Annotated in this window: 19 protein-coding genes and 1 tRNA gene; 19 read left to right on the top strand and 1 reads right to left on the bottom strand. The window is 50.7% G+C overall.

What is annotated here, in order from left to right; genetic code table 11:
• Window positions 1-33: 33 nt before the first annotated feature.
• From HMPREF1527_RS03045 to HMPREF1527_RS03030, 4 genes are all read left to right on the top strand, one after another.
• Window positions 34-270 carry a NifU family protein gene (locus HMPREF1527_RS03045; protein ID WP_016477231.1) on the top strand — a complete coding sequence of 79 codons (237 nt, stop codon included), beginning with the start codon at window positions 34-36 and terminating at the stop codon, window positions 268-270.
• Between the two features lie 236 nt (window positions 271-506).
• A complete protein-coding gene (dcd, locus tag HMPREF1527_RS03040) occupies window positions 507-1,064 on the top strand; it encodes a dCTP deaminase (protein WP_016477230.1) in 558 nt (185 codons plus the stop codon).
• A gap of 14 nt (window positions 1,065-1,078) precedes the next feature.
• On the top strand, window positions 1,079-1,891 hold the full coding sequence (gene lgt, locus HMPREF1527_RS03035) for a prolipoprotein diacylglyceryl transferase (RefSeq protein WP_016477229.1): 813 nt from the start codon (window positions 1,079-1,081) through the stop codon (window positions 1,889-1,891).
• Window position 1,892: 1 nt separating this feature from the next.
• Window positions 1,893-4,241: a PQQ-binding-like beta-propeller repeat protein gene (locus tag HMPREF1527_RS03030; RefSeq protein ID WP_016477228.1), complete on the top strand. Its 2,349-nt coding sequence runs from the start codon at window positions 1,893-1,895 to the stop codon at window positions 4,239-4,241.
• 47 nt (window positions 4,242-4,288) lie between these two features.
• Here the strand turns inward: HMPREF1527_RS03030 and HMPREF1527_RS03025 are convergent, their stop codons facing one another.
• Window positions 4,289-4,750: a hypothetical protein gene (locus tag HMPREF1527_RS03025; protein WP_016477227.1), complete on the bottom strand. Its 462-nt coding sequence runs from the start codon at window positions 4,748-4,750 to the stop codon at window positions 4,289-4,291.
• A gap of 167 nt (window positions 4,751-4,917) precedes the next feature.
• Here HMPREF1527_RS03025 and HMPREF1527_RS03020 point away from each other — a divergent pair, with 167 nt between their 5' ends.
• The 15 genes from HMPREF1527_RS03020 to HMPREF1527_RS02945 all read left to right on the top strand — a co-directional run bounded on the left by HMPREF1527_RS03020 (window position 4,918) and on the right by HMPREF1527_RS02945 (window position 20,265).
• Complete coding sequence (locus HMPREF1527_RS03020) at window positions 4,918-5,667, top strand: ComF family protein (RefSeq protein WP_016477226.1); 750 nt, start codon at window positions 4,918-4,920, stop codon at window positions 5,665-5,667.
• Between the two features lie 523 nt (window positions 5,668-6,190).
• The gene (gene hpf / locus HMPREF1527_RS03010; RefSeq protein WP_016477225.1) at window positions 6,191-6,778 is read left to right on the top strand and encodes a ribosome hibernation-promoting factor, HPF/YfiA family; all 588 of its coding nucleotides are present in this window, start codon (window positions 6,191-6,193) and stop codon (window positions 6,776-6,778) included.
• Window positions 6,771-7,799 carry a DegV family protein gene (locus HMPREF1527_RS03005; RefSeq protein WP_016477224.1) on the top strand — a complete coding sequence of 343 codons (1,029 nt, stop codon included), beginning with the start codon at window positions 6,771-6,773 and terminating at the stop codon, window positions 7,797-7,799. The genes hpf and HMPREF1527_RS03005 overlap by 8 nt, the downstream gene beginning before the upstream one ends.
• Before the next feature lie 85 nt (window positions 7,800-7,884).
• Window positions 7,885-8,964 carry an NAD(P)-dependent oxidoreductase gene (locus tag HMPREF1527_RS03000; protein WP_035433658.1) on the top strand — a complete coding sequence of 360 codons (1,080 nt, stop codon included), beginning with the start codon at window positions 7,885-7,887 and terminating at the stop codon, window positions 8,962-8,964.
• 15 nt (window positions 8,965-8,979) lie between these two features.
• On the top strand, window positions 8,980-9,744 hold the full coding sequence (locus HMPREF1527_RS02995; protein WP_016477222.1) for an NYN domain-containing protein: 765 nt from the start codon (window positions 8,980-8,982) through the stop codon (window positions 9,742-9,744).
• Between the two features lie 29 nt (window positions 9,745-9,773).
• Entirely contained in the window at window positions 9,774-10,568 is a 795-nt protein-coding gene (locus tag HMPREF1527_RS02990; protein ID WP_016477221.1) for a hypothetical protein, read from the top strand.
• A gap of 247 nt (window positions 10,569-10,815) precedes the next feature.
• Window positions 10,816-11,658 (top strand): hypothetical protein, encoded by an 843-nt coding sequence (locus HMPREF1527_RS02985; protein WP_016477220.1) that lies wholly within the window; start codon window positions 10,816-10,818, stop codon window positions 11,656-11,658.
• A gap of 84 nt (window positions 11,659-11,742) precedes the next feature.
• Window positions 11,743-12,591, top strand: coding sequence for a 2-thiouracil desulfurase family protein (locus HMPREF1527_RS02975; RefSeq protein WP_016477219.1), 849 nt, complete (start codon window positions 11,743-11,745; stop codon window positions 12,589-12,591).
• Window positions 12,501-12,932 (top strand): hypothetical protein, encoded by a 432-nt coding sequence (locus HMPREF1527_RS07900; RefSeq protein WP_369745360.1) that lies wholly within the window; start codon window positions 12,501-12,503, stop codon window positions 12,930-12,932. Before HMPREF1527_RS02975 ends, HMPREF1527_RS07900 begins: the two co-directional genes overlap by 91 nt.
• Before the next feature lie 94 nt (window positions 12,933-13,026).
• A tRNA-Thr gene (locus HMPREF1527_RS02970) sits at window positions 13,027-13,102 on the top strand.
• A 223-nt stretch (window positions 13,103-13,325) separates the two neighbouring features.
• Window positions 13,326-15,026, top strand: coding sequence for a vWA domain-containing protein (locus HMPREF1527_RS02965; protein WP_016477217.1), 1,701 nt, complete (start codon window positions 13,326-13,328; stop codon window positions 15,024-15,026).
• A gap of 232 nt (window positions 15,027-15,258) precedes the next feature.
• Entirely contained in the window at window positions 15,259-15,648 is a 390-nt protein-coding gene (locus HMPREF1527_RS02960; protein WP_016477216.1) for a metal-sensing transcriptional repressor, read from the top strand.
• Between the two features lie 14 nt (window positions 15,649-15,662).
• Complete coding sequence (locus HMPREF1527_RS02955; RefSeq protein ID WP_016477215.1) at window positions 15,663-18,281, top strand: heavy metal translocating P-type ATPase; 2,619 nt, start codon at window positions 15,663-15,665, stop codon at window positions 18,279-18,281.
• A 201-nt stretch (window positions 18,282-18,482) separates the two neighbouring features.
• On the top strand, window positions 18,483-19,454 hold the full coding sequence (locus HMPREF1527_RS02950) for a zinc dependent phospholipase C family protein (RefSeq protein ID WP_016477214.1): 972 nt from the start codon (window positions 18,483-18,485) through the stop codon (window positions 19,452-19,454).
• Window positions 19,455-19,461: 7 nt separating this feature from the next.
• The gene (locus HMPREF1527_RS02945) at window positions 19,462-20,265 is read left to right on the top strand and encodes a metallophosphoesterase family protein (protein ID WP_016477213.1); all 804 of its coding nucleotides are present in this window, start codon (window positions 19,462-19,464) and stop codon (window positions 20,263-20,265) included.
• Window positions 20,266-20,292: the final 27 nt, after the last annotated feature.

The raw sequence follows: 20,292 nt of genomic DNA, 5'->3' as shown, positions 1-20,292 counted from the left end.
TTTACGGCGGCTTTTTAGCAAGGAGAGAATGACATGGCAGTCAACAGGGAACTTTTGGAAGCTACGCTTGACGTTATTCGTCAGAGTCTGCAGGCGGATGGCGGAGATGTTGAACTGATTGATGTGGACGATGATGGAACGGTAACGCTTGAGATGACGGGAGCCTGTGCCGGTTGCCCCATGTCTGCCTATGACATGTCCGAAGGCATTGAGCGTATCCTCATCGAACATGTTCCCGGCGTTACCCATGTCAGACCTGCGATGATGTAGAATCGGCGTTGCATTGGACGTTGCGCGTCTCAGATGACGCGAATTATAGAAAGAATTGTAGAAATATATTGTAATTCCTGCGATGACAGCGCAATTTTAAACACGCCCTCCTTCTCCTTTAGGTGGGCGTGTTACCGTATACTTCATAGGGTACGGTTTATGGCGTACAGAGAGTCTTGCCGCACGCTTTTGGCCGCTCTGTTTGCATATGATGGTTTTGATGAAAGGCGGACGCTTTGGTCCTCTCAGATTATGATATTAAGAGTGAACTTTCAGCTGGTCGCATTATTATTGAGCCGCTGCTTGAACAAAATATCCAGCCTGCTTCTGTCGATGTGCGTCTCGGTTCAAACTTTAGAATCTTTCGAAATTCCACCCACGCGTTCATTGATCCTTTGACCTCGCAGGAAGGCCTTACGGAATCTATCGATGTACCTGAGGGCGACGTGTTTGTCCTGCATCCAGGCCAGTTTGCCTTAGGCACTACGCTTGAGCGCATCGCTATTCCCGATGATATCCTGGGCAAACTTGAAGGCAAATCGACGCTGGGCCGCCTGGGGCTCATGATTCACTCGACAGCAGGCTACGTCGATCCCGGCTGGGACGGTGAGCTGACCCTTGAGCTTTCCAACGTCGCAAACCTTCCAATCATCTTGCATCCCGGCATGCGTGTGGGTCAGCTTTCTTTTGAGCGCATGAGTTCGCCTGTTGAGCGACCCTACGGCTCCAAAAATCTTGGGAGCCATTATCAAGGACAGCGTGGAGCTACCCCCTCGCACATCCTTCAGGATTAGGTGGCGAGAAGAACGTGTATCTTGACGAACTCTACAAATCCTTAAGTCCTGTTGCTTTTTCGATTGGAGCGCTCTCCGTCCGCTGGTACGGCCTTGCCTATCTTGCTGGTTTTACCTTGGCGGGTCTCATACTGTATCGCACTGCGCGCCGCTGGAATCTTACTATAACGGTGGACGATACCCTTAATATCCTCTTAGGGATTGCATTCGGGGTTATTATCGGAGCACGCCTGTTCTATGTCATTTTTTATGGAGCTGGGTACTATCTCGAGCATCCACTTGATATTTTCGCGCGTGCTGGCATGAGCTTTCATGGAGGGCTTGTCGGCGCCATTGTTGGCGGTTCGCTTGCCTGTCATTTCTTGCATTTTTCGATTCCCACCATTGCTGATCTAGCGGCTATCGGCGCTCCGTTGGGTCTCTTCTTCGGCCGCTGTGCAAACTTTGTCAATGGAGAGTTGTGGGGTAAGCCAACGGATCTTCCGTGGGGAGTCATGTTTGAAACGGGTGGAGCGGTTTACCGTCATCCCTCCCAGATCTATGAGGCTATTCTCGAGGGTTTAGTACTGTTTGCAGTACTTTACGCGCTTTCCCGGAAAAATCCGCCTCGTCCTCAGGGCACGTTCATTGGTGTGTTCTTGCTGCTTTACGGCATCTTCCGTTTTGTTATCGAGTTTGTTCGCGTTCCGGATGAGCAGCTTGGATATCTTTTTGGTGGTTTTATCACTATGGGGCAACTTCTCAGCATGCCGCTGGTAATTTTGGGTATTGGAATTCTAGTGTTTGCTCATAAGGCTCATCGGCCTCAGGTTGGGAGGATTCGTTAATATGAGAAAAAGGGTCATAGCAACCCTTTTGTCCTTCGTAGTAGCTCTGTCACTGATGCCTTTGTCTGCATATGCAGCGACTTCTAGCCAGACAGACGCTTCTGCGTACGTTGACGAATCAGCAACTGAATCAGCGACTAAAAGCACGCATGATGAAAGAACGTCCTCAGATACCGGCAATAATTTTTCTGCCGAGAAAAGCGCGCTCTCGCCAAAGGAAACTCCCGACAATCCCACGTCTTCTCAGAAAGACGCTGAGCAGACTCCATCTGAAAAAACTGCGGACACAACGGATACATCATCGCTGGATGCAGCCGCTAAAGGCTCTATGACGTCAAACAATACAGCTACCATTCAAGTGACTATCAAGATTGTTGGACAGAACAAAGAAGGTACGACGCAATATTGGGCTTCCGATGAGTCTCTTGAGATACAAAAGGGGACTTCGGTTGCTGAGGTAACCGAACGCTACCTCAAAAGCCACAATCTTACGTATACCATGACTGACGGCAAGCTGGTCAGCGTCACATCGCCTTTTGAGAATCTGACTCTTTCTGCTCAAGAAGATGCAACGACTCAGACAACAATAGAGTGGAGACTCTTTGTCAACGGGCGTGAGGTGTCTCAAAAAACTGTCGACAAAACATCTCTTGATGCCAATGCCACTCTTGAATGGCGCTACGGTATTGCAGGAGCCGCAGTTCCCACTGAAGAACAGGAACTTATCCTTAAGCCACAGGCTTCTCATCCGGAAGTGAAGCCCGACTGGGGCGGCTATCCCAATGGAAAGAACTCCGCCGCGGTAGACGCCCTTACTCCTACCGGCGCCGTTGATGTTCGCTGGACTATTGCGCCGCAGATGAACGGCGAGATGCCCTTTGCCGTATCTGATCAAGTTATTGTAGGTAACGCGCTGTATTTCGCGCGTGGAAACATGCTGTATAAGGTGGACGCGACAACGGGTGACATTCTCAAAAAGGTAGTTTTAGGAGGCAGTATCTCAAGGACGTCCCGTCCCATTGTTGCTCAAGGCATGATGATTGTTCCAACTGAGGACGGTCGTCTTTCAGCCTTCACGTTGACAGAGCTTGATTGCGTCTGGCGCTCTCAGATGCTGCTGGAATATGTCGCTACGTATCAAACGCTCTCATCGCTGACCGTTTCTTCTGACGGCTCTTTCGTTATTGCGGGCTTTACAAAGATGTTGAGTGAGAGTACTTCAGGCATACTCGTGTGCGTGAGTCTTACCGATGGCGGAATTTCGTGGCTCGTGCGTAAAGCGTACGGCCCGCATCAGCCGACGGGATATTACTGGTCTGGCGCCGTGGCTGCCGGTAATAGGCTCATGGTTGGTGATGAGTCTGGAAACGTAACTCTTTTTGACAGCGCAACCGGGCTCGTCAAAGCGGAACTTGCGCTTGGTGCGCCGGTTAGAACAGGAATCATTCCTCTGCCGCATACGGTTGATGCTTCAATCGGAGATGGTACCTATGTTGCCGTTACCAAAGACGGCGTGCTGCATGTATTCTCAAAGTGCGGGGATGTCTTGAACAAAACAGGAGAGGTTTCCTTTGCTCAGGAATCTTTCTCAACGCCTACAATTAGTGGCAACAGGGTTTTTGTAGGCGGAACAGATACATCGAGCGGAGAAGCGCGCGCATGTCTGTCTGTTATCAATCTTGAAACGCTAACGATAGAGCATACCGTCTATGCGGGAGAAGGCAGAGTGCAGAGCGCCCCTCTCGTTTCGAAGCAGGATAGCGGTACATATGTATATTTCACGAGCACCGACGGAACCGGTGGTGTCTGGAGATATAAGCTTGGTGATTCTGCAGGTGCAGTGCAGATTTATACGCCTGAGAAGCAGTATCAGAAGGGCAGTTCATCATCGGTCATCTGTGACGCGGCGGGAAATCTGTACTATACCAATGACTCCGGAGTGCTGTTTGCCCTTGTTGCGCGTAAGGGAACTTCCGATGATACAAACAAACCGGATCCCGCAGACCCGCCGAAGCCGTCTGACCGCAAAGATGTACCTGATGCGGTAGATGAGCATCAAACGGAAAAGCGTGTCAATGCTCGTCAGAGTGACAGTACAAGTGGCATACAGACGCAAAGTACTGTAAAAACTACTATAGATGCTCTTTCGAAACAGACTGAAAAAAGTCAGAAAAGCACCGTTGAGGCGCCCCAAAAGGCAGCCTCATCCTCTGAGACGTCCGCTAACGCCGATACCCAGACGTCATCACTACCCATGCGTACTATTTTGGGGCTGACAACAATCAGCGCGCTTGCGGCAATCTTTTCCTATCTGTACATTGCCGACAAGAAAGACGCGCTGAATCTCTAGCGGGGATTGTGACGCAGAAATTTCTCTTGCGCTTTCTTTACGGTACGCTAAAAGCGCATAAAGGGTTCTTCGTCCTGCGCGAGCTCTTCCAGCAGCTCTTCGTTAAGGTCGTCAAGAGTTCCGTAGTCTTCATGATCGTATTCGTCATCGTCAGAATCATGGCTGTGTTCTGTCTCATTCCATGAGTAGGCGTTGGCGATATCATCGTCAAACTCAACGGTGGGCAGGGCGCTTGTGATACTGCAGAGGCCATCGCCTGCAGGCATAATCTTTTGCCACTGCGCAATAAGCGGGGACGAAGGAACTTCAGGCAGCTCAATGATAGAGTCAAGATAAATTTCCTGAGCTCCGTCAAGAAGATCGGACATCTTGCTTACTTCAAACAAATGCTCAGAGAAAAGCTCGAGCGCCTCATCTGTGTTTGCAGCCTCAACAATGCAGGGCATAAGGCAGTAGTTGTCCTTATCGTCTTTCGCGTCGTTATAGCTGAAATTGCCGATATAAATCATAGGTACCCCCAAGCAATCCAAATGTAGTCATATAAAAGTTTATGGCAAATGACCTGTGCGGAGCTGAGAAATCCTCATAAGACGGTGAGCGTAGCAATTAGGCGACGGAACGGCATGGGCTGCTATACTAAACACGTATAACCCCCGTCTTTTTTTAAGGGGGTATTGTGTCTGCTTTTTCTGCGCTTTGTGATATTGGCCAGGATGCGCTGGAGTTAATGTGGCAGACGCGTTGCGTTGTCTGCAATATGCCCGGTGAATTGCTTTGTGAAGAATGTCGTGCGACGCTCCCATGGATTGAGCAGAGATGGGCTTGTCCTCATTGCGGCACGCCCTTTGGTTCTATCGTGTGTTCGGAATGTATGGGAAAGCATCCCTCACAGGAAGCTTGGGAAAGCAGGAGCGTTGTTTGCGCCATGGGCTTCAAAGGGCCTCCGGCTTGTATGATCACGAATCTGAAAGACGCTCATGAACTTCGGCTCGCGCCTCTTATGGCGGCGGCAATTCTTACGGCCTTAGAGGAAGCGCAAGCGTGGCCTGCGCCGGACGGATTGCCCCGATGGGATTCCGATGCAATCGATGGCGTATGTTTTATTCCCGCTACAAAACGAGCGTACGCGAGAAGAGGCTTTGACCATATGCAGCTTGTATCAGAGGCGTTTTGTCGTCAGGCGCAGCTGCCCCTTGCCGACGTGCTCACGAGGCCGGAAGCCCAAGATCAGCGTGGCTTAGGTGTTCAGGACAGGACAATAAATCTGCAGGGGACTGTCTCGACAATCTCAGACGTGTCAGGAGCTCGTTTGCTTCTGCTTGATGATGTTATTACGACAGGTGCGTCTGTGCGTGAAGCCACACGGGTGCTGCATGCGCAAGGAGCGGCCTCGGTGACTGTAGGTGCGCTTGCCCGAGTTTGGTGAACAAAGAGAGTATTCTCGTGAGTGGACAAGCGTTTCTCAGAACAGCGAGGTATACTTTGAGAGCCTTTCCAGGTCTGTGGTTGCGGAAAATGATACGGTTTTCCTAGTCCATGGCAGACGAGGTCAAAAGGATCCACGTAAGCTTGGCTTTCCAAGCGAGCATGGCTCGTCCTAGAAGTAAGTCGCACCGTCTGATATCTCTGAGGCACACGGCTTCGCAGGCGAGAGAGCTTTCAGTGAGGATACACCGTGTCCAAGCAACCGCTCCGGTGCGCGAGTGTGGGGTCAAATACCAGGTCAGCTGGAAAGGCATTTTATATGCTTGCCGCCTGGGGATAGAGAGCCATGCTTCAGCGACTGGGAATGCAGCCTTGAGCACATGCTTTTAGAGCGCTTGCCGAATAGGGAACTCCGCTTGCCGTTATTTCTGCTTCTGTGGACACATTTGGTGTACTAATGGGTATCAAAACAGCAGCGATCTTTGAAAAACAAAGGTCGTGCACGCAGTCGTTAGGAGGTCTCTATGGTCGATATTAAACTCTCTGGACGCAAGGTAACGGTTTCTGATGCCCTTCGTTCTCACGTTGAAGAAAAGATTGGCGGAGCTCTCAAAGTTTTTGACATCCAGCCAATGACATGCGATGTTGTTCTTCGTGTGGACAAGAATCCTTCAAATCTCGAGCGCAAGTCCGTTGAAGTAACGGTATTCGTTCGTAATAGTGTCGTTCGCGTAGTTTCAAGCAACGATGATATGTATAGCGCCATTGACGAGGCTGCGGAAAAAGTATCACGTCAGCTTCGCAAATATAAGACGCGCATTGTCGACAAGCACCACCATGCTCAGAATTCTCACATGCAGGCATTGTCGCAAGAGGAGCTTGCGAAACTTATCGATATACCTGAGGAAGACCTTGATGACCAGCTGGTGCGTGAAAAATATATCGATCTTCTCCCTATGACGGAAGAAGAGGCCTTGGTACAGACAGATCTTCTCGGCCATGATTTTTATGTTTTTGTTAATTCCACAACAGGTTTGACCAATGTTATCTACCATCGTAAGAACGGTGGATACGGAATCATCAAGCCAAGGATTGAGGAACATAATGACTAAGCACGTCGACGAGACGCAAAAAAAGACAGATGCAGAAAAAGGCGGTGTCGGGCACAATCACGCGCTCGGCACTGCGTACCATAAGCCAAGCAACGTTCACATCATCGTAGATTCAAATGCTGATTTCGCGCCGGGCATTGCGGAGCAACTGGGCGTGGAGGTCATCGAGTTTCCCTATACAGGGCCTGATGGCGAGAAGTTCGACGATGGCTGGAAGACCGCTTCCGCGCATGATTTTTATGAGAGCATGCGCAAAAACAGGGCACTCCATTACAAGACTTCTGCGGTGACTCCTGGCCATTATTTTGAAGTTTTTGAGCGTGCCGCCAAAGTTGGTACCCCAACGGTATATCTTTGCTTTCCCGCAGCGTTATCCTCTTCATTTTATGCCGCTCAGCAAGCAGCGGAAATGATTCAGGAACAATACCCTGACTTCGAGCTGTATGTTGTCGATAATGGCGCTCCATCTGTTGCGGCGGAGCTGCTTGCCATTGAGGCCGTTCATCAGGCAAATGCGGGACTGATCGCAAAGCAGTTGGCAGAGTGGGCGCATGATGCCCACTACTTCTTGCACGGTTATTTCACGCTTGAAACTCTCGATTCGCTTGCTGCCGGCGGACGTATTCCTCCGGCCGCCGCTAATATCGGCGGAAAGCTCGACGTCAAACCCGAAATCTCTTACGATGCGGCCGGCGCTTTGACGCTCAAAACAATCTGTCGCGGGCGCAAAAAGGCGCTTCGAGCCATTATCCAGGACTTTCGGGATAATTACTCGCATGATCTTTCACTTCCTGTAGCTATTGTTTCAGCTGACGCAAAAAAGGACGCCGAATGGGTTGAGGCGCAGATTAGGAAAGAAAAGGGTTGCGAAGGCGTTACTGTTATCCAAAGCACCGTTGGTCCTGTGATTGGCTCTCACGTGGGCCCAGGCATGGTAGCAATCGTGTTTTGGGGGACTGACCGTCGGGAGAAGATGTCGCTTGCGGATAAAATCGCAAATAAGGTTCGGGGTAGTCGCTAGCACATACTGCTCGTATACAAGAGCTATAAGAGTTCCGCATATAAATTCAGCGTATGTAAACTTCGCGTATGTAGAAAGGTAATTCATGACAGTAGGCAAGAGCATGAAGGTCGCATGTATTGGTACAGGTATCATGGGAGCTCCCATTGCGGGTCATCTCCTTCGTGCGGGATATGATGTGACTGTCCACAACAGAACTCGAGAGAAAGCAGAGGCTCTTCTCGCGCAAGGAGCCCATTGGGCAGAAAGCGTTGCTCAAGCGGCGGCTCATGCCGATGTTGTATGCACCATGGTTGGGTATCCAAGCGATGTCGAAGACGTGTATCTTTCTACGGAAGGCTTGCTGCGCGCTACCAAACGCGGAGCTTGGATGATTGATTTGACTACTTCTTCACCCCAGTTGGCTCGCGATATTCACGATGCCGCTGAAGTTGAGGATAAGCACGCCTTTGACTGCCCTGTGACCGGCGGAGAAGCGGGCGCTCAGGCGGGCACTTTGACACTTATGGCGGGAGCAACAGAGAAGGACATTGAACCCGTCCGCGAGCTGCTTGAAGTTTTTTCATCAAACATCTACTGCATGGGAGGCGCTGGCAAAGGTCAGACGGCAAAGCTGTGCAATCAGGTATCTCTTGCTTCGTGCATGATGGGTTATGCTGATGCGATGGCCCTTGCTGAGCAGGGCGGACTTGATGTCGAGCAGACACTTCGTATGATTGAATCGGGCATGGGCTCTTCTCGTGCGCTTAAGGAGCTTGCTCCGAAGTCTCTTGCAGGCGATTTCAAACCTGGATTTTTGGCGGAACATTTCCGTAAGGATATTGCGCTCGCGCTCGCGCAGTCTGAAGATTTGGATATTACGCTTCCGGGCGCCGAAACAGCGTTTACTCTCTTTGACATGCTCTGTCAGGTTGGCGGTTCCCGCATGGGCACGCAGGCACTTTCGCTCTTGTACAGCGATGAGCAGACAGGCGCCGCCGCCGGCATTGACTGGTCGCTTCTTGAGATAGACGAGCCTGAACAGAGCCATGAACATGACCATACCGACCACGAATGCTGTGGCGGTCATCACCATCACGACGCCGACCACGAATGCTGTGGCGGGCACCATCACCACGACGATGGTCATGAATGCTGCGGCGGTCATCACCACCACCACGAGTAATAGAAAGCAGGTACATTGAGCGAGATACCTACACCGCAGAGTTCTATCGCGGTATTTATTGATTATGAAAATTTCCCTGTGGGCTCAAATGGGTCACAGGATGATATCAAGCTTGTGTTTGAACGACTTGTCGACAAAGGCCGCATTACCATCAAGCGAGCATATTGTGACTGGAGCCGCCATGAGAACATGAAGCCAATCCTCCACGAGCTTGGTGTTGAACTTATCGAGATTCCGGATAATTCCCAAAAAGGCAAAAACTCTGCCGACATTCATCTTGCGGTTGACGCCCTTGAAACATGTCTGGCAAAAGAACACATTGACACATTCGCCATTTTTTCAGGTGATTCCGATTTCTCTCCGCTTGTGGCAAAGCTGAAAGAATATGACAAGACAGTTATTGGCATAGGGCGAAAAATGGGTACGGCGTCCCTTCTTGAAGGCGTATGCGACGAATTCATTTTCTATGAGGACATCGTTAATAAAGAAAAGCTGCCCGGCCCCTATCCCAGCTACCGATCCAAGGTGCCGAAAGACAAGCAAAAGTGCTATAAGCTGCTGTTTCAGACGATTGACTCGCTGCAAAGTGAGAACGATCAAGCTATTTACGCCTCGCAGCTTAAGCAGACCATGAAACGCAAGCGTCCTGATTTTTCAGAGACGACATATGGATATCGTTCGTTTACTGCTCTACTTCAGGAGGCATCGAGACTCGGATTTATTAAAATTCATAAGGACGAGAAAACCGGAACGATGGTTGACGGTTTTCGTGACGAGTAGACAAAAAAGCAGAGAAAGGAATTGCTTCGATGGCTACTAAAAAAGAGACCGCCGAGAAGGACAAGACATCTTCTCAGGAAACCGAAAGCGCGGCGAAGTCAAAGGTCAAAACTAAGACACAGGCCGCGGCAAAACCAAAAACTGATAAGAAAACAGCTGCGACGAAGTCGAAAGCGTCGCAAAAAAAGGTTGTCAAATCTGCTTCCGATAAACCAGCCGATCAAAAGGCTGTGGCGCCCAAGGCGACTAAGGCAAAAAAGCCGTCTGCAGCGCAGATTAAGACGGTCTCGCAGCATATCGAATCCCTGTCTGATTCAAGCCGCCGCCACCGTCAAGAGGCCGCTCATGAACTTGCGGACATCGCGGCAACAGCTCCTGAGGCTTTCGAAGGTAAGGTTGAAGATCTCATTGACGCGCTGTATCGTCCTGAGGCGCAGACAAGATGGGAGATTCTCTCTGCTCTCGCAAATCTGAGCGAGAAATATGGAGAGGAAGTAGTCAAAGCGTTTGACGGCGCAGAGGCGTCTCTTTTTGATGAATCATCCTCAACGGTTCGTTTAGCGGCCTTTTTATTCCTTGCGCGGTATGGTTCTACTTCTCAAAAGCACTCTGATGCAGCGTGGCCACTGTTAAATGAGGCCATTCAGTGTTATCACGGTGACGCGGAGTATTACGACATGCTTATCGGCATCCTTGCTTTTGCAAAGAGTGATATCTCCAAAGAGACTAAAAAGGCACTGAAGGAACGTTTTCTGTTTGATTCCGAAAACGCCTCAGGCTATATGAAGAAATTTTCCGCGGAGATTGTTGCTGCAGTAAAGTAAGCGCTTTTTCTTATCGCTCACATATGCCTTAAGGCTCGCATACAGCGCGTAGGGACTAGAAAAGCTTGCGGCAAGAGACCTTTGTTTGGACTCTTACTGCAAAATTGTTGTACATATGAGCAGGTATGAGTATGTGCAAATACGGGAGAGTTGCTGTAATCGGGTAAAAATCTCAGCTGTTAGGGTAAACTGCTTACGGTTCATATCATGTGACCGCGCAAAGCGGACGAGTAATGAAAGGTTTGTTATGCCAGAAATTGATACAAAGCACTGGAACATGAAGATTGTTCTTCCTGTGGTATGCGTTCTTGCTCTTGTAGTGGGAGTTTTACTCGGCCACTACCTTCCTGTTGGAGGAAGCACGGGAATCGGCAAGACCGTGGTTTCAGAGGGAGAGCTCGACACGAACATTGGCTCGTATACCATTGACGGAAAGACGGAAAATATTACGGTCCGCCAAGTCCTTGAGGCCTCAACCGGTGTTGAAGCTGCTAAGCAGAAGGACGGCTCCTACGCAGTTCCTGCTATGGAGAAGGTTGTGGGCTATGCGCGCAATAAGGTCATTTTAAAGGAAGCAGAAAAAGCTGGTTTCTCCGCTTCTGATGACGATGTCAGTGAATATGCCAAAACAAATTTGAAGACCGATGATTATGAGGCTATCGGTAAGCAGTACGGTTTTTCTGCCGATGCCACAAAAGAACTTTTGCGTCAGGCTGTCACGATTGAGAAGTATCGGAATTCCGTTGTTACCACTAAGGTACCCGAGCTTCCCACAGCGCCGCAGGCTCCGTCTGACGGCAATAAGGAAACTACCAGCGAAGAATACGCCAAGTACATTATTTCGCTTGCCGGCAATGAGTGGGACGCAGAGAAAAATACATGGGCCTCAACTGACGGCGCTTATTACCAGGCGCTTAACGGTTACTCCATTTCAAACGATTCCGCTTCCTATGAGGCGGCGTTGGCAGCCTACAATGTTGCCGGTGGCAACTATAAGCAGGTTGCAACTCAGGCAGCTGCAGAGTGGCGTGAGATTGTCAATAAAGTCTTGGATAAGGCTTCAGTAACAGCGTACTCAATGGCTCTGTAAGTTTGTATTTTCGTATGACCGCAAAAACCTGCAATCAACTGCATGATTGCAGGTTTTTCTTTCAGGTAAGAAGTAAGGACTGCAATGAGGATTGCCTTGAGCGCTTGTTTAGCAGGATGGCCCGTTCGCTATGATGGCAGCTCTAAGCTTACTCGCGCTGTTCAAGAGCTCGCTGCAAAGACTGAGGCGGTGTGCGTTTGTCCTGAGACATCCGCCGACTTGCCTGTACCGCGACCGCCTGCTGAGCAACGCGGCAACCGGGTGTGGCTCAAAAATGGCCTCGATGTTACCGCTGACTTTGAGCGAGGATCTCAGTGTGCCCTTGCTACCGTTAAAGAGTTTGGCGCGACGCTTGCCGTTTTGAAGGCCAGAAGCCCGTCTTGCGGCGTGCATGAGATTTATGATGGTACCTACTCTGGAAAAGTAATCTCTGGCGAGGGCGTATTTGCCCGTCGTCTGGAGGAGGAGGGGATTTGCGTGGTTACCGAGAAGACCGTTGAGTCAGTAAAGCCGTCTGTTGAACATCCTGTTGCGCTTGTTCTTGGAACAGGCTTAGGGCATCTGGCACGTCTTGTGAAGCCTGTGCGGCGTATTGATTATCGTGATATCGATGGTTTTCCGATTGATGCTCAGCCTGTTGACGGGCACAAGTTCGAGGCGACCATTGGCACTATTGATGATGTTCCCGTGGTGGTGTATCCGGGACGTGTCCATCTCTACCAGGGATATTCTGCTGCCGAAGTGACCGCGCTGGTTCAGCACGCCCATCACCTGGGCTGCCGGGACATCATTTTGCAGGCGCTACTGGTTCTGTACCGGGAAACGCCGGTACCGGTCTTGGCATCATCACCGATCAAATCAATCTTACCGGTACCAACCCTCTTGCCGAATGGGCGGGTCTCAAGAACGTTAAAACTCCTTTTGTCGACATGAACGACGCATATTCTCCTTATCTCCGTACACTTGCACGCGGTGTTGCGGATGATTTAGGCATTACCGTAGAAGAAGGAATTTTCGCCGGTCTTCTCGGCCCTAATTTTGAAACTCCTGCTGAGGTCAATATGTTGCGTGCCATGAATGTTTCTTATGCGGGCGTTTCGACGGCGCTTGAGGTTATTATGGCCCGTGCGCTTGGCATGAACGTGCTTGGACTGACGCTAGCCGCCAATCCCGCTGGCGCGCGCGGTACCACCCACAAGAGCGTTCTTGAAGCTGCAAAACGCTATGCGGATGATTTCGAGCGGCTTGTAAGGGGTATTTTACGGCTTCTCTAAATTATGGCTTGAAATGCAACGATGTTCCCCGTATAGTTGTTAGCCGCATATGCTTGCGTAGCTGTGTATCAAGAAGTTTTCGCATCGCACATGTGCCAGCTTAGCTCAGTTGGTAGAGCACCGCTCTCGTAAAGCGGGGGTCACCAGTTCAAGTCTGGTAGCTGGCTCCATAAAAAATTAGGCAGTCGCTTTGTAGCGGCTGCTTTTTTCTTTCTTTTCCTAGTTTTTCGCTCGTTCCGAATCTCTTTTAGCCTTAGTTTGTAGCCTATATCAATCTCCTTTGCAGGAAAAAATTATACTGGATTTAAAATTTCGTCACTTTTATCGCTATACGAGCATATAATGTGTGCATTAGTATATTCATAAAATCTCCATAGAGAAAGAGAGATCGCAATGAGGGAAACCGTACCGTCACTGCGCAAGAAGGGAATTCTGATTCTCACATGCGCCGTTATGCTCGTTACAACCTGCTTCATCGCGCTTCCAACATCTGCATGGGCAGACACAATTTCAAAATCGAAGACAGCAACATGGATTGACGAGGGCAAGACCGCTCGCGTCACGCTCCAGCTTTCGAGTCCCGAGTCCAAGCTTTCAGCTGATGTTGTGTTCGTCGTGGACAATTCAAGTTGCAGCGACGATGCCATCAACGATGCTAAAGCAACGCTTGACAGGCTTGTTACTGAAGTATCGGGTACCGATCGTGTGAAGGTGGGTGTCGTGTCGTTTAGAGGCGACGGTCATGTAGAAAAGGACCTGTCGGAACTGAACGCCGGCAATGTTGACACGTTCAAGAACGCCATCTCAGGAGGCTACACAGGAAGTTTGAACTCCGGTACGAACATGCAGGGCGGCCTAGCTAAGGCTCAGGACATGCTGGACGCGGATACGGCTACACCTGCGAAACGCAAGTATGTCATTCTGGTAAGTGACGGTCTGACGCGTCTGTTTACAGCCGAGGACGGTATAGTAAAGGACATCTACTATCAGTATTCATACACCGATCCGACGTCTCAGCAGGCCGCAAGTACAATTGACCCGAAGAACTTCGTGTACTTCGGCATGATTGATGAATGGCGTCAGGCGCGTACGCCTACTTCAAGCACCTATGCCATGCCTTACGGCGATTGGGACACCTACTATTCCCACCTCATCGGATGGGTTGCGCACGACGGTGACACATATGCGCGCGACTTCACAACCTACGGCAATGACGCTACAAGCCAGGTGAAAGATCCTGTGACGGGAGCCATCACCGATCCAAGTTTCGCGTTCATTGAGCATGGAACCCAAGCTGACCACGCCATGGCTCCTGACCGCGCGGTTTATGAGGCTTATACCGTATGGCAGGCTTTGAAGGGTAGCGGTTATACCTGCTATGCCGTGCGTACGGGCAGTGACTCTGACTTCTCGGTCAAGTTTATGAACCAGCTCAATGGAGGTGCGTCGCTTGACTTCACGCAGATTACCAATAACATCCTGTACGCCTGTGGCACAGGATCTAAGATTACTGATTCTATGGGCAAGGGCGACAACTACGATTTCGACTTCATCCCTGGAACAGCAAAAGTTAGCGTTGGTGACGAACAGCTTGAAGCTACGAAAGAGAGCGAGAATACCTGGAGCTTCCATAGCACAGGATCCACAAATGCTCGTTTCACCTTGGCTTATAACGCGGATACGGATACCTTTGAATTCACCGCGCACGAGCCGGTTTCCAACTTTGCGCCTGTGAAACTGACGTATGACGTTACATTGACGAAGGCTCCGACCGCGCCGGGCGACTACGAGCTTGCCACCAACACCGAAGCAACGCTTTTGCCTGTCAATTCCGCAGGTGTTCAGGGTGCAGCGGAAAACTTTGATGTTCCAAAGCTGGCGTATACCGTTAAGGCGCCAAACAATCCAGAAAAGCCTGGAAAGCCGGAAGAAAAGTCTCCTGCTTCCAAGACTCCCGCGACCAAGACCAGGTCCCGTGGAGCATTGCCTCAGATGGGTGATCCGGTGAGCTTTCTGCCGTTCATTACGACGGCGCTTGTCGGCACGGCGGCCATTGGTACGGCTGTGGGCGTGAAGGTGTTGAAGAAGCACTAGGCTTACGCGCCGCAGCATAGAGGAAACGTCATTGACGGCCACTTCACAGCGAGGTGGCCGTCACTTTTTTACCTGTTTGAAAATGCCCCTAGGGGGTATTATGATTGGTAGAAAAACCTAGGATGCAGGTTGATACAGAAAGACTACGATCAAGAGCCACCTAGAGGCATGTATATGCGAGATGTTGCAAAAAGAGTGCCTGCAAAGGGTTGCTGTACGGAAAGGGAAGCGCATGTCATCATCAGAGAGGCTTATTCGAGCTGTTGTACATGGCAAACCACAACATACGCTATCTGAAGGCTCAGCTGCGAGCAATCAGATTGCTTCAAACAATTCCTGCTGCTCGCGTAAGGATAAACCGCGCTCTCAAGAGCTTAAATCTGGCGTATCACGACGCATCAACCGTGTGATTGGTCAGCTCAACGGTATTAAAAACATGGTTGAGGAGGATCGCTACTGCGGAGACGTCCTTATCCAACTTGCGGCGGTGGAATCTGCGGTAAAGGCGGTTTCCAGAGAGATTATGCGCGATCATCTTACGTCTTGCGTAGTTGATCGGGTGCGGCAAGGCGATACCGAAGTTATCGATGAAGTTATGGATCTCTTCAAGAAGTTCATGTAAGGTGGCACTGGGAAATGAATCAGAAAACTTTTGATATATCTGGTATGACGTGCGCGAGCTGTGCGGCTCACGTAGAAAAGGCTGCGTCTTCTGTGTCCGGTGTGTCTGCGGCTCGTGTCAATCTGCTTAAAAACTCAATGGAAATCGACTATGACGGTGGCGAGGAGACCCTCCAAGAGGTGAGCACGGCGGTTTCCAAAGCAGGCTATGAAGCGCATCTTCGCTTAGAATCGGCAGCTGCGGTCTCAAAAGAAACCGCTGTCGCTGATGCCTCTCAAAAGGAAGTAGAATCAAAAAAGAGGCAGCTCATAGGCTCATTGGTAGCGGCGGTTCCTCTCTTTTACATCGCTATGGGAGGTATGCTTGGCTTGCCTGTTCCGCCGCAGCTTGTGGGCATGCGAAACATGTTGAACTTAGCTCTGACTGAGCTTCTGCTTTGTGTTCCGATACTGTGTATCAATCGCTCCTATTTTATCGGCGGTTTTCGCTCGCTTATTCACGGAGCTCCCAACATGGACGCCCTTATCGCCTTAGGCTCCTCCGCAAGTTTTGCCTATAGTGTGGTAAGTCTCTATCAGATGGCAGACGCATTTGCGACAGGGGATATGCAAGCTGCTCACGCCGCTATGCACGGCATGTACTTTGAATCGGCCGGCTTGATTCTCACCCTCATTACGCTTGGTAAATTCTTTGAAGCTCGCGCGAAGGGTCGCACGACAGGCGCTATTGAAGCTCTTATGAACTTAGCGCCTCAGACTGCTACGGTGGAGCGTCACGGCAAGGAAGAAGTTGTTCCAATCGATTCTGTTCACACAGGCGATATCCTGGTAGTTCGCGCCGGAGAATCCATTCCCGTAGATGGCGTCGTGTGCGAGGGACAAGCTTTGGTAGACGAATCAGCCATTACGGGCGAGCCGCTTCCTGTAGAAAAGACGGTGGATTCACATGTAACCGGCGCTACGACTTCTACCAGCGGGTGGTTCAAAATGCAAGCGCTGGCTGTTGGCGACGATACGACCCTTGCTAACATTATCCATCTTGTCGATGAGGCGACAAGCTCTAAAGCGCCTGTTGAGCGTCTTGCCGATGCTATTGCAGGCGTGTTTGTTCCGGTGGTCATCGCTTTGGCACTTGTGACGTTTATCGGCTGGCTGGTTGTCTTTGCGCCGGGCGATGTTGCTGTTGCACTTTCTCACGCGGTATCCGTACTGGTTATTTCTTGCCCCTGCGCGCTTGGACTTGCGACGCCTACCGCGATTATGGTTGGCACTGGCCTCGGGGCTTCTCATGGCATTCTCGTCAAGTCCGCTGAGGCTCTTGAAGGTACGGTCAATGCAACGACTGTTGTTTTCGATAAGACAGGAACGCTTACCGAGGGCAGACCCGGCGTAACCGATGTCATTGCGGCAAAAGGCGTACGCAAGCAAGATCTTATTGAGCTGGCGGCTGCGATTGAACGCAAAAGTGAGCATCCTCTGGCGCAAGCTATCGTTGAGTATGCTGAGGAAGAATATGCCGAAGCCTGCACTGCTGCCGAGAAGAACCTCAAGCTCCAGGATTTTGAACAGGTGGCTGGCGGCGGTCTTACGGCAACGAATGCAGGTTCTAAGATTGTTGCGGGAAACGCTCGTCTTATGGAGCAGGAAAGCGTCATTCTGGGCGAACTTATCCAACATGCGGATACCCTTGCCGCTGATGCGAAAACGCCGCTCTTTTTTGCAAAAGACGGCAAGCTCATCGGGCTCATTGCTGTTGCGGATGAAGTTAAGCCGACAAGCGAAGAAACAATCACACGGCTTCGAGCTTTGGGCATCAAATCTGTCATGCTTACGGGTGATCAAGCAACTACAGCTGCCGTCATCGGACAGAAACTTAAAGTTAATCAGGTAATTTCTGATGTCTTGCCAAGCGAAAAAGAACTTCAGATCCGTCGCCTTCAAGAGTCCGGCGAACATGTCATTATGGTTGGCGATGGCATCAATGATGCTCCAGCTCTTGCCCGCGCAAACATTGGCGTTGCGATTGGAGCAGGCACCGATGTTGCTATCAGTTCGGCAGACATCGTACTCATGCACTCTGATCCCGCTGACGTTGTTCGAGCAATAGAACTCTCAAGAGCTACCATGAGAAATATCAAGCAAAACCTCTTCTGGGCGCTTTTCTACAATACGGTTTGTATTCCTGTGGCCATGGGTCTTCTGGCGCCCTTGGGGATAACGCTCAACCCGATGATAGGCGCTGCAGCCATGGGCTTCTCGTCAGTTTTTGTGGTAACTAACGCGCTGCGCCTGCGCACATGGAAACCAAAAGAAATTGATATCAACCGAGTAGAACCCATAAAAACTCAAGTCCAATCAGGGTTTGTCGCAAGTTCGACTCTGTCATCTGTAACAGCTGCATCTGCAGTGAAGGAAAGGAAAAACGTCATGGAAAAGAAACTGAATGTTGAAGGAATGAGCTGCAAGCATTGCGTCATGCACGTCACCAAGGCTCTTGAGGCCATTGAGGGCGTTGTCAAGGCGGAAGTTTCACTTGAAGAAAAGTCCGCCGTTATTGAGCTTGACAGCGATGTTTCTGGCGAGAAGCTCGTCAAGGCAGTGGAGGACGCTGGTTATGAGGCTCATCTAGCGTAGGGGTGTTCTCGGAGCGCTTACCTTGGGAGTGCAGGCGCTTGGACAAGCAAGAAACACAAAAGAGACGCAAGCGCTCAAATAGTTGAGGCCGAAAGCGGGTATACAATGGCAACTATATTTTGAAGCGCTGCGTAGCGATATGTGCAGCGAACAAGGCGCATGCGTTTTGTGAGCGCACGTGAGATGTAGAAGGAGGAGAGTATGCCGGCAATTTTAACTCACGATTTCTTTGGCAAAGACGCCTTTGAAATCGCGGCTGGTAGGCTTGGCTTTGCCACAATGGAAGAGCAGGAAGCCTTCCTTTTAGGCAATCAGGGCCCCGACCCTCTCTTCTTCTTGCAGGTCGATCCATTGCTGCATCGATGGGCTACCATGGGTTCGCTGATGCACAAGGCGCGTACGTCTGAATTGTTGTTGTCTATGCGGGATGCCATTGCGCCCTTGCCACTGAAAGACGTGGCGGTCGCGCGAGCGTATATCGCGGGTTTTCTCTGTCATTATCTGTTGGATACCACAACGCATCCATTCATTTTCTTTCTGCAGGACAATCTGACGTCGATGGGTGTTGAGGGGCTGGACGAAAAAGCGGCTCCTGTGGTGCATGCGGAGATAGAGCGCGACCTTGATGAGGCAATCCTCTACGCTCGGACGGGCAAGACCGTCAAGACGTATCGCCCGTATTCAGAAACGCTGCGCGCTTCACTTCGGACGCTCTATGTGCTTGATCGCGTATACTTCTATGTTTTGCTCTGGACGTATGATCAGCCTACTGATACGAGGATCTTCTCGTCAGCAGTAGTGGATAATCGCATGATGCAGCATCTGGCATATTCGCCAAGCGGCAAAAAGATAAAGGTGCTAAGTCATATGGAGCGTACGTTCGGTACGCAGCGGTATTCTTTGCTGGAGGCTATTTCCCACCGGCCACGCGCCTCGGCTGATTCTGATTTCGATAACCGTTTGGGTACTATGTGGATTGATCCTGCAACAGGCGAGAAACGCTATGAGAGTTTCTGGAGTCTCTATGACGCTGCGCTGGCAAATGTTCCCTATGCGCTTGATACGTTCTTCTCGCATGACTTTAACCTGGAGGCGGCTCAGAACCTGACGCATGGCCTCAATTTTGACGGCAAGCCGTCTTTGGAGGACGGCCCGAGGCTGCTCAACCGTTAGGACTTTTGTGGCGACTTACGTTTTTACAGATATTCATGGTCACAGCGCGCCGCTGAAACGGGTGATTGACCGAATTTCCCCTTCCGAGGATGATCAATTCATATGCCTTGGCGATATGGTGGATCGCGGACCTGACCCGATGGGCGTTGTGGAGGTTGTCAAGTCATTGCCCCATGTGGTTATGCTGCAGGGCAACCATGAGCAGATGATGGCCCGCGCTCTGGCCAACGCCGATGACAAGGAAGCGCTGATTACGTGGCTTTACAACGGCGGCGGTGCAACGCTTGATCAGCTGGAAGGTTGGTCCGATGAGAAACTGCACGAGCTTTCGCAATGGCTTTTCAATCTACCGTTGCACCATGAGGGTATAGTGCAGAATCGCCCTTACATTCTTGTTCACGCGGGGATTCGCGCGGGTGTTTCGCCGGTGCCTCCCGTCTGGACTCTTGAGACGCTTCGAGCTTTCGTAGAAAACCAGCAAGAAGATGACTTGTTGTGGATTCGGGAAGATTTCTGGTCTCGGCCGACGGGGCTTATCGATGCGGAAGGCAGGGGGCCTATAGTTATATGTGGGCATACTCCTACGCCTTACTTGGCGTCAGTTGGCGGCTCGGATTTTAACAGAAGCGCTCAGAACAAAGAGGGTCTTGCGCAGTATATTCGAGCTGGGGCTACGCCCGCCACGGGCAACGTACATGACAAATGGGGAATTGACACAGGAACCGTAGGAGGAGCGGGATACGGACAGGCCACCGTGATTCGTCTCGATGATGCCATGGAGTTCGTGGAGCCTCTTCGAGAGGGAGAATAGCGCGTGACTAAATTGTCGCGAGACAAA

This window comes from Atopobium sp. oral taxon 199 str. F0494, assembly GCF_000411555.1.
In the GTDB taxonomy this organism is placed as follows: domain Bacteria; phylum Actinomycetota; class Coriobacteriia; order Coriobacteriales; family Atopobiaceae; genus Lancefieldella.
Note: the sequence above shows the minus strand (reverse complement) of the source record. Positions and strands in the feature narration are given on the sequence as shown.

What these genes read in the sequence shown, in the direction of transcription:
- hpf (WP_016477225.1), top strand. Translation starts at nt 6,191, where the DNA reads ATGGTCGATATTAAACTCTCTGGACGCAAGGTAACGGTTTCTGATGCC.
- HMPREF1527_RS02955 (WP_016477215.1), top strand. Translation starts at nt 15,663, where the DNA reads ATGAATCAGAAAACTTTTGATATATCTGGTATGACGTGCGCGAGCTGT.
- HMPREF1527_RS02975 (WP_016477219.1), top strand. Translation starts at nt 11,743, where the DNA reads ATGAGGATTGCCTTGAGCGCTTGTTTAGCAGGATGGCCCGTTCGCTAT.
- HMPREF1527_RS03025 (WP_016477227.1), bottom strand. Translation starts at nt 4,750, where the DNA reads ATGATTTATATCGGCAATTTCAGCTATAACGACGCGAAAGACGATAAG.
- HMPREF1527_RS02985 (WP_016477220.1), top strand. Translation starts at nt 10,816, where the DNA reads ATGCCAGAAATTGATACAAAGCACTGGAACATGAAGATTGTTCTTCCT.
- HMPREF1527_RS02990 (WP_016477221.1), top strand. Translation starts at nt 9,774, where the DNA reads ATGGCTACTAAAAAAGAGACCGCCGAGAAGGACAAGACATCTTCTCAG.
- HMPREF1527_RS03030 (WP_016477228.1), top strand. Translation starts at nt 1,893, where the DNA reads ATGAGAAAAAGGGTCATAGCAACCCTTTTGTCCTTCGTAGTAGCTCTG.
- HMPREF1527_RS02960 (WP_016477216.1), top strand. Translation starts at nt 15,259, where the DNA reads ATGTCATCATCAGAGAGGCTTATTCGAGCTGTTGTACATGGCAAACCA.
- HMPREF1527_RS03000 (WP_035433658.1), top strand. Translation starts at nt 7,885, where the DNA reads ATGACAGTAGGCAAGAGCATGAAGGTCGCATGTATTGGTACAGGTATC.
- HMPREF1527_RS02965 (WP_016477217.1), top strand. Translation starts at nt 13,326, where the DNA reads ATGAGGGAAACCGTACCGTCACTGCGCAAGAAGGGAATTCTGATTCTC.
- HMPREF1527_RS03045 (WP_016477231.1), top strand. Translation starts at nt 34, where the DNA reads ATGGCAGTCAACAGGGAACTTTTGGAAGCTACGCTTGACGTTATTCGT.
- HMPREF1527_RS02950 (WP_016477214.1), top strand. Translation starts at nt 18,483, where the DNA reads ATGCCGGCAATTTTAACTCACGATTTCTTTGGCAAAGACGCCTTTGAA.
- HMPREF1527_RS03005 (WP_016477224.1), top strand. Translation starts at nt 6,771, where the DNA reads ATGACTAAGCACGTCGACGAGACGCAAAAAAAGACAGATGCAGAAAAA.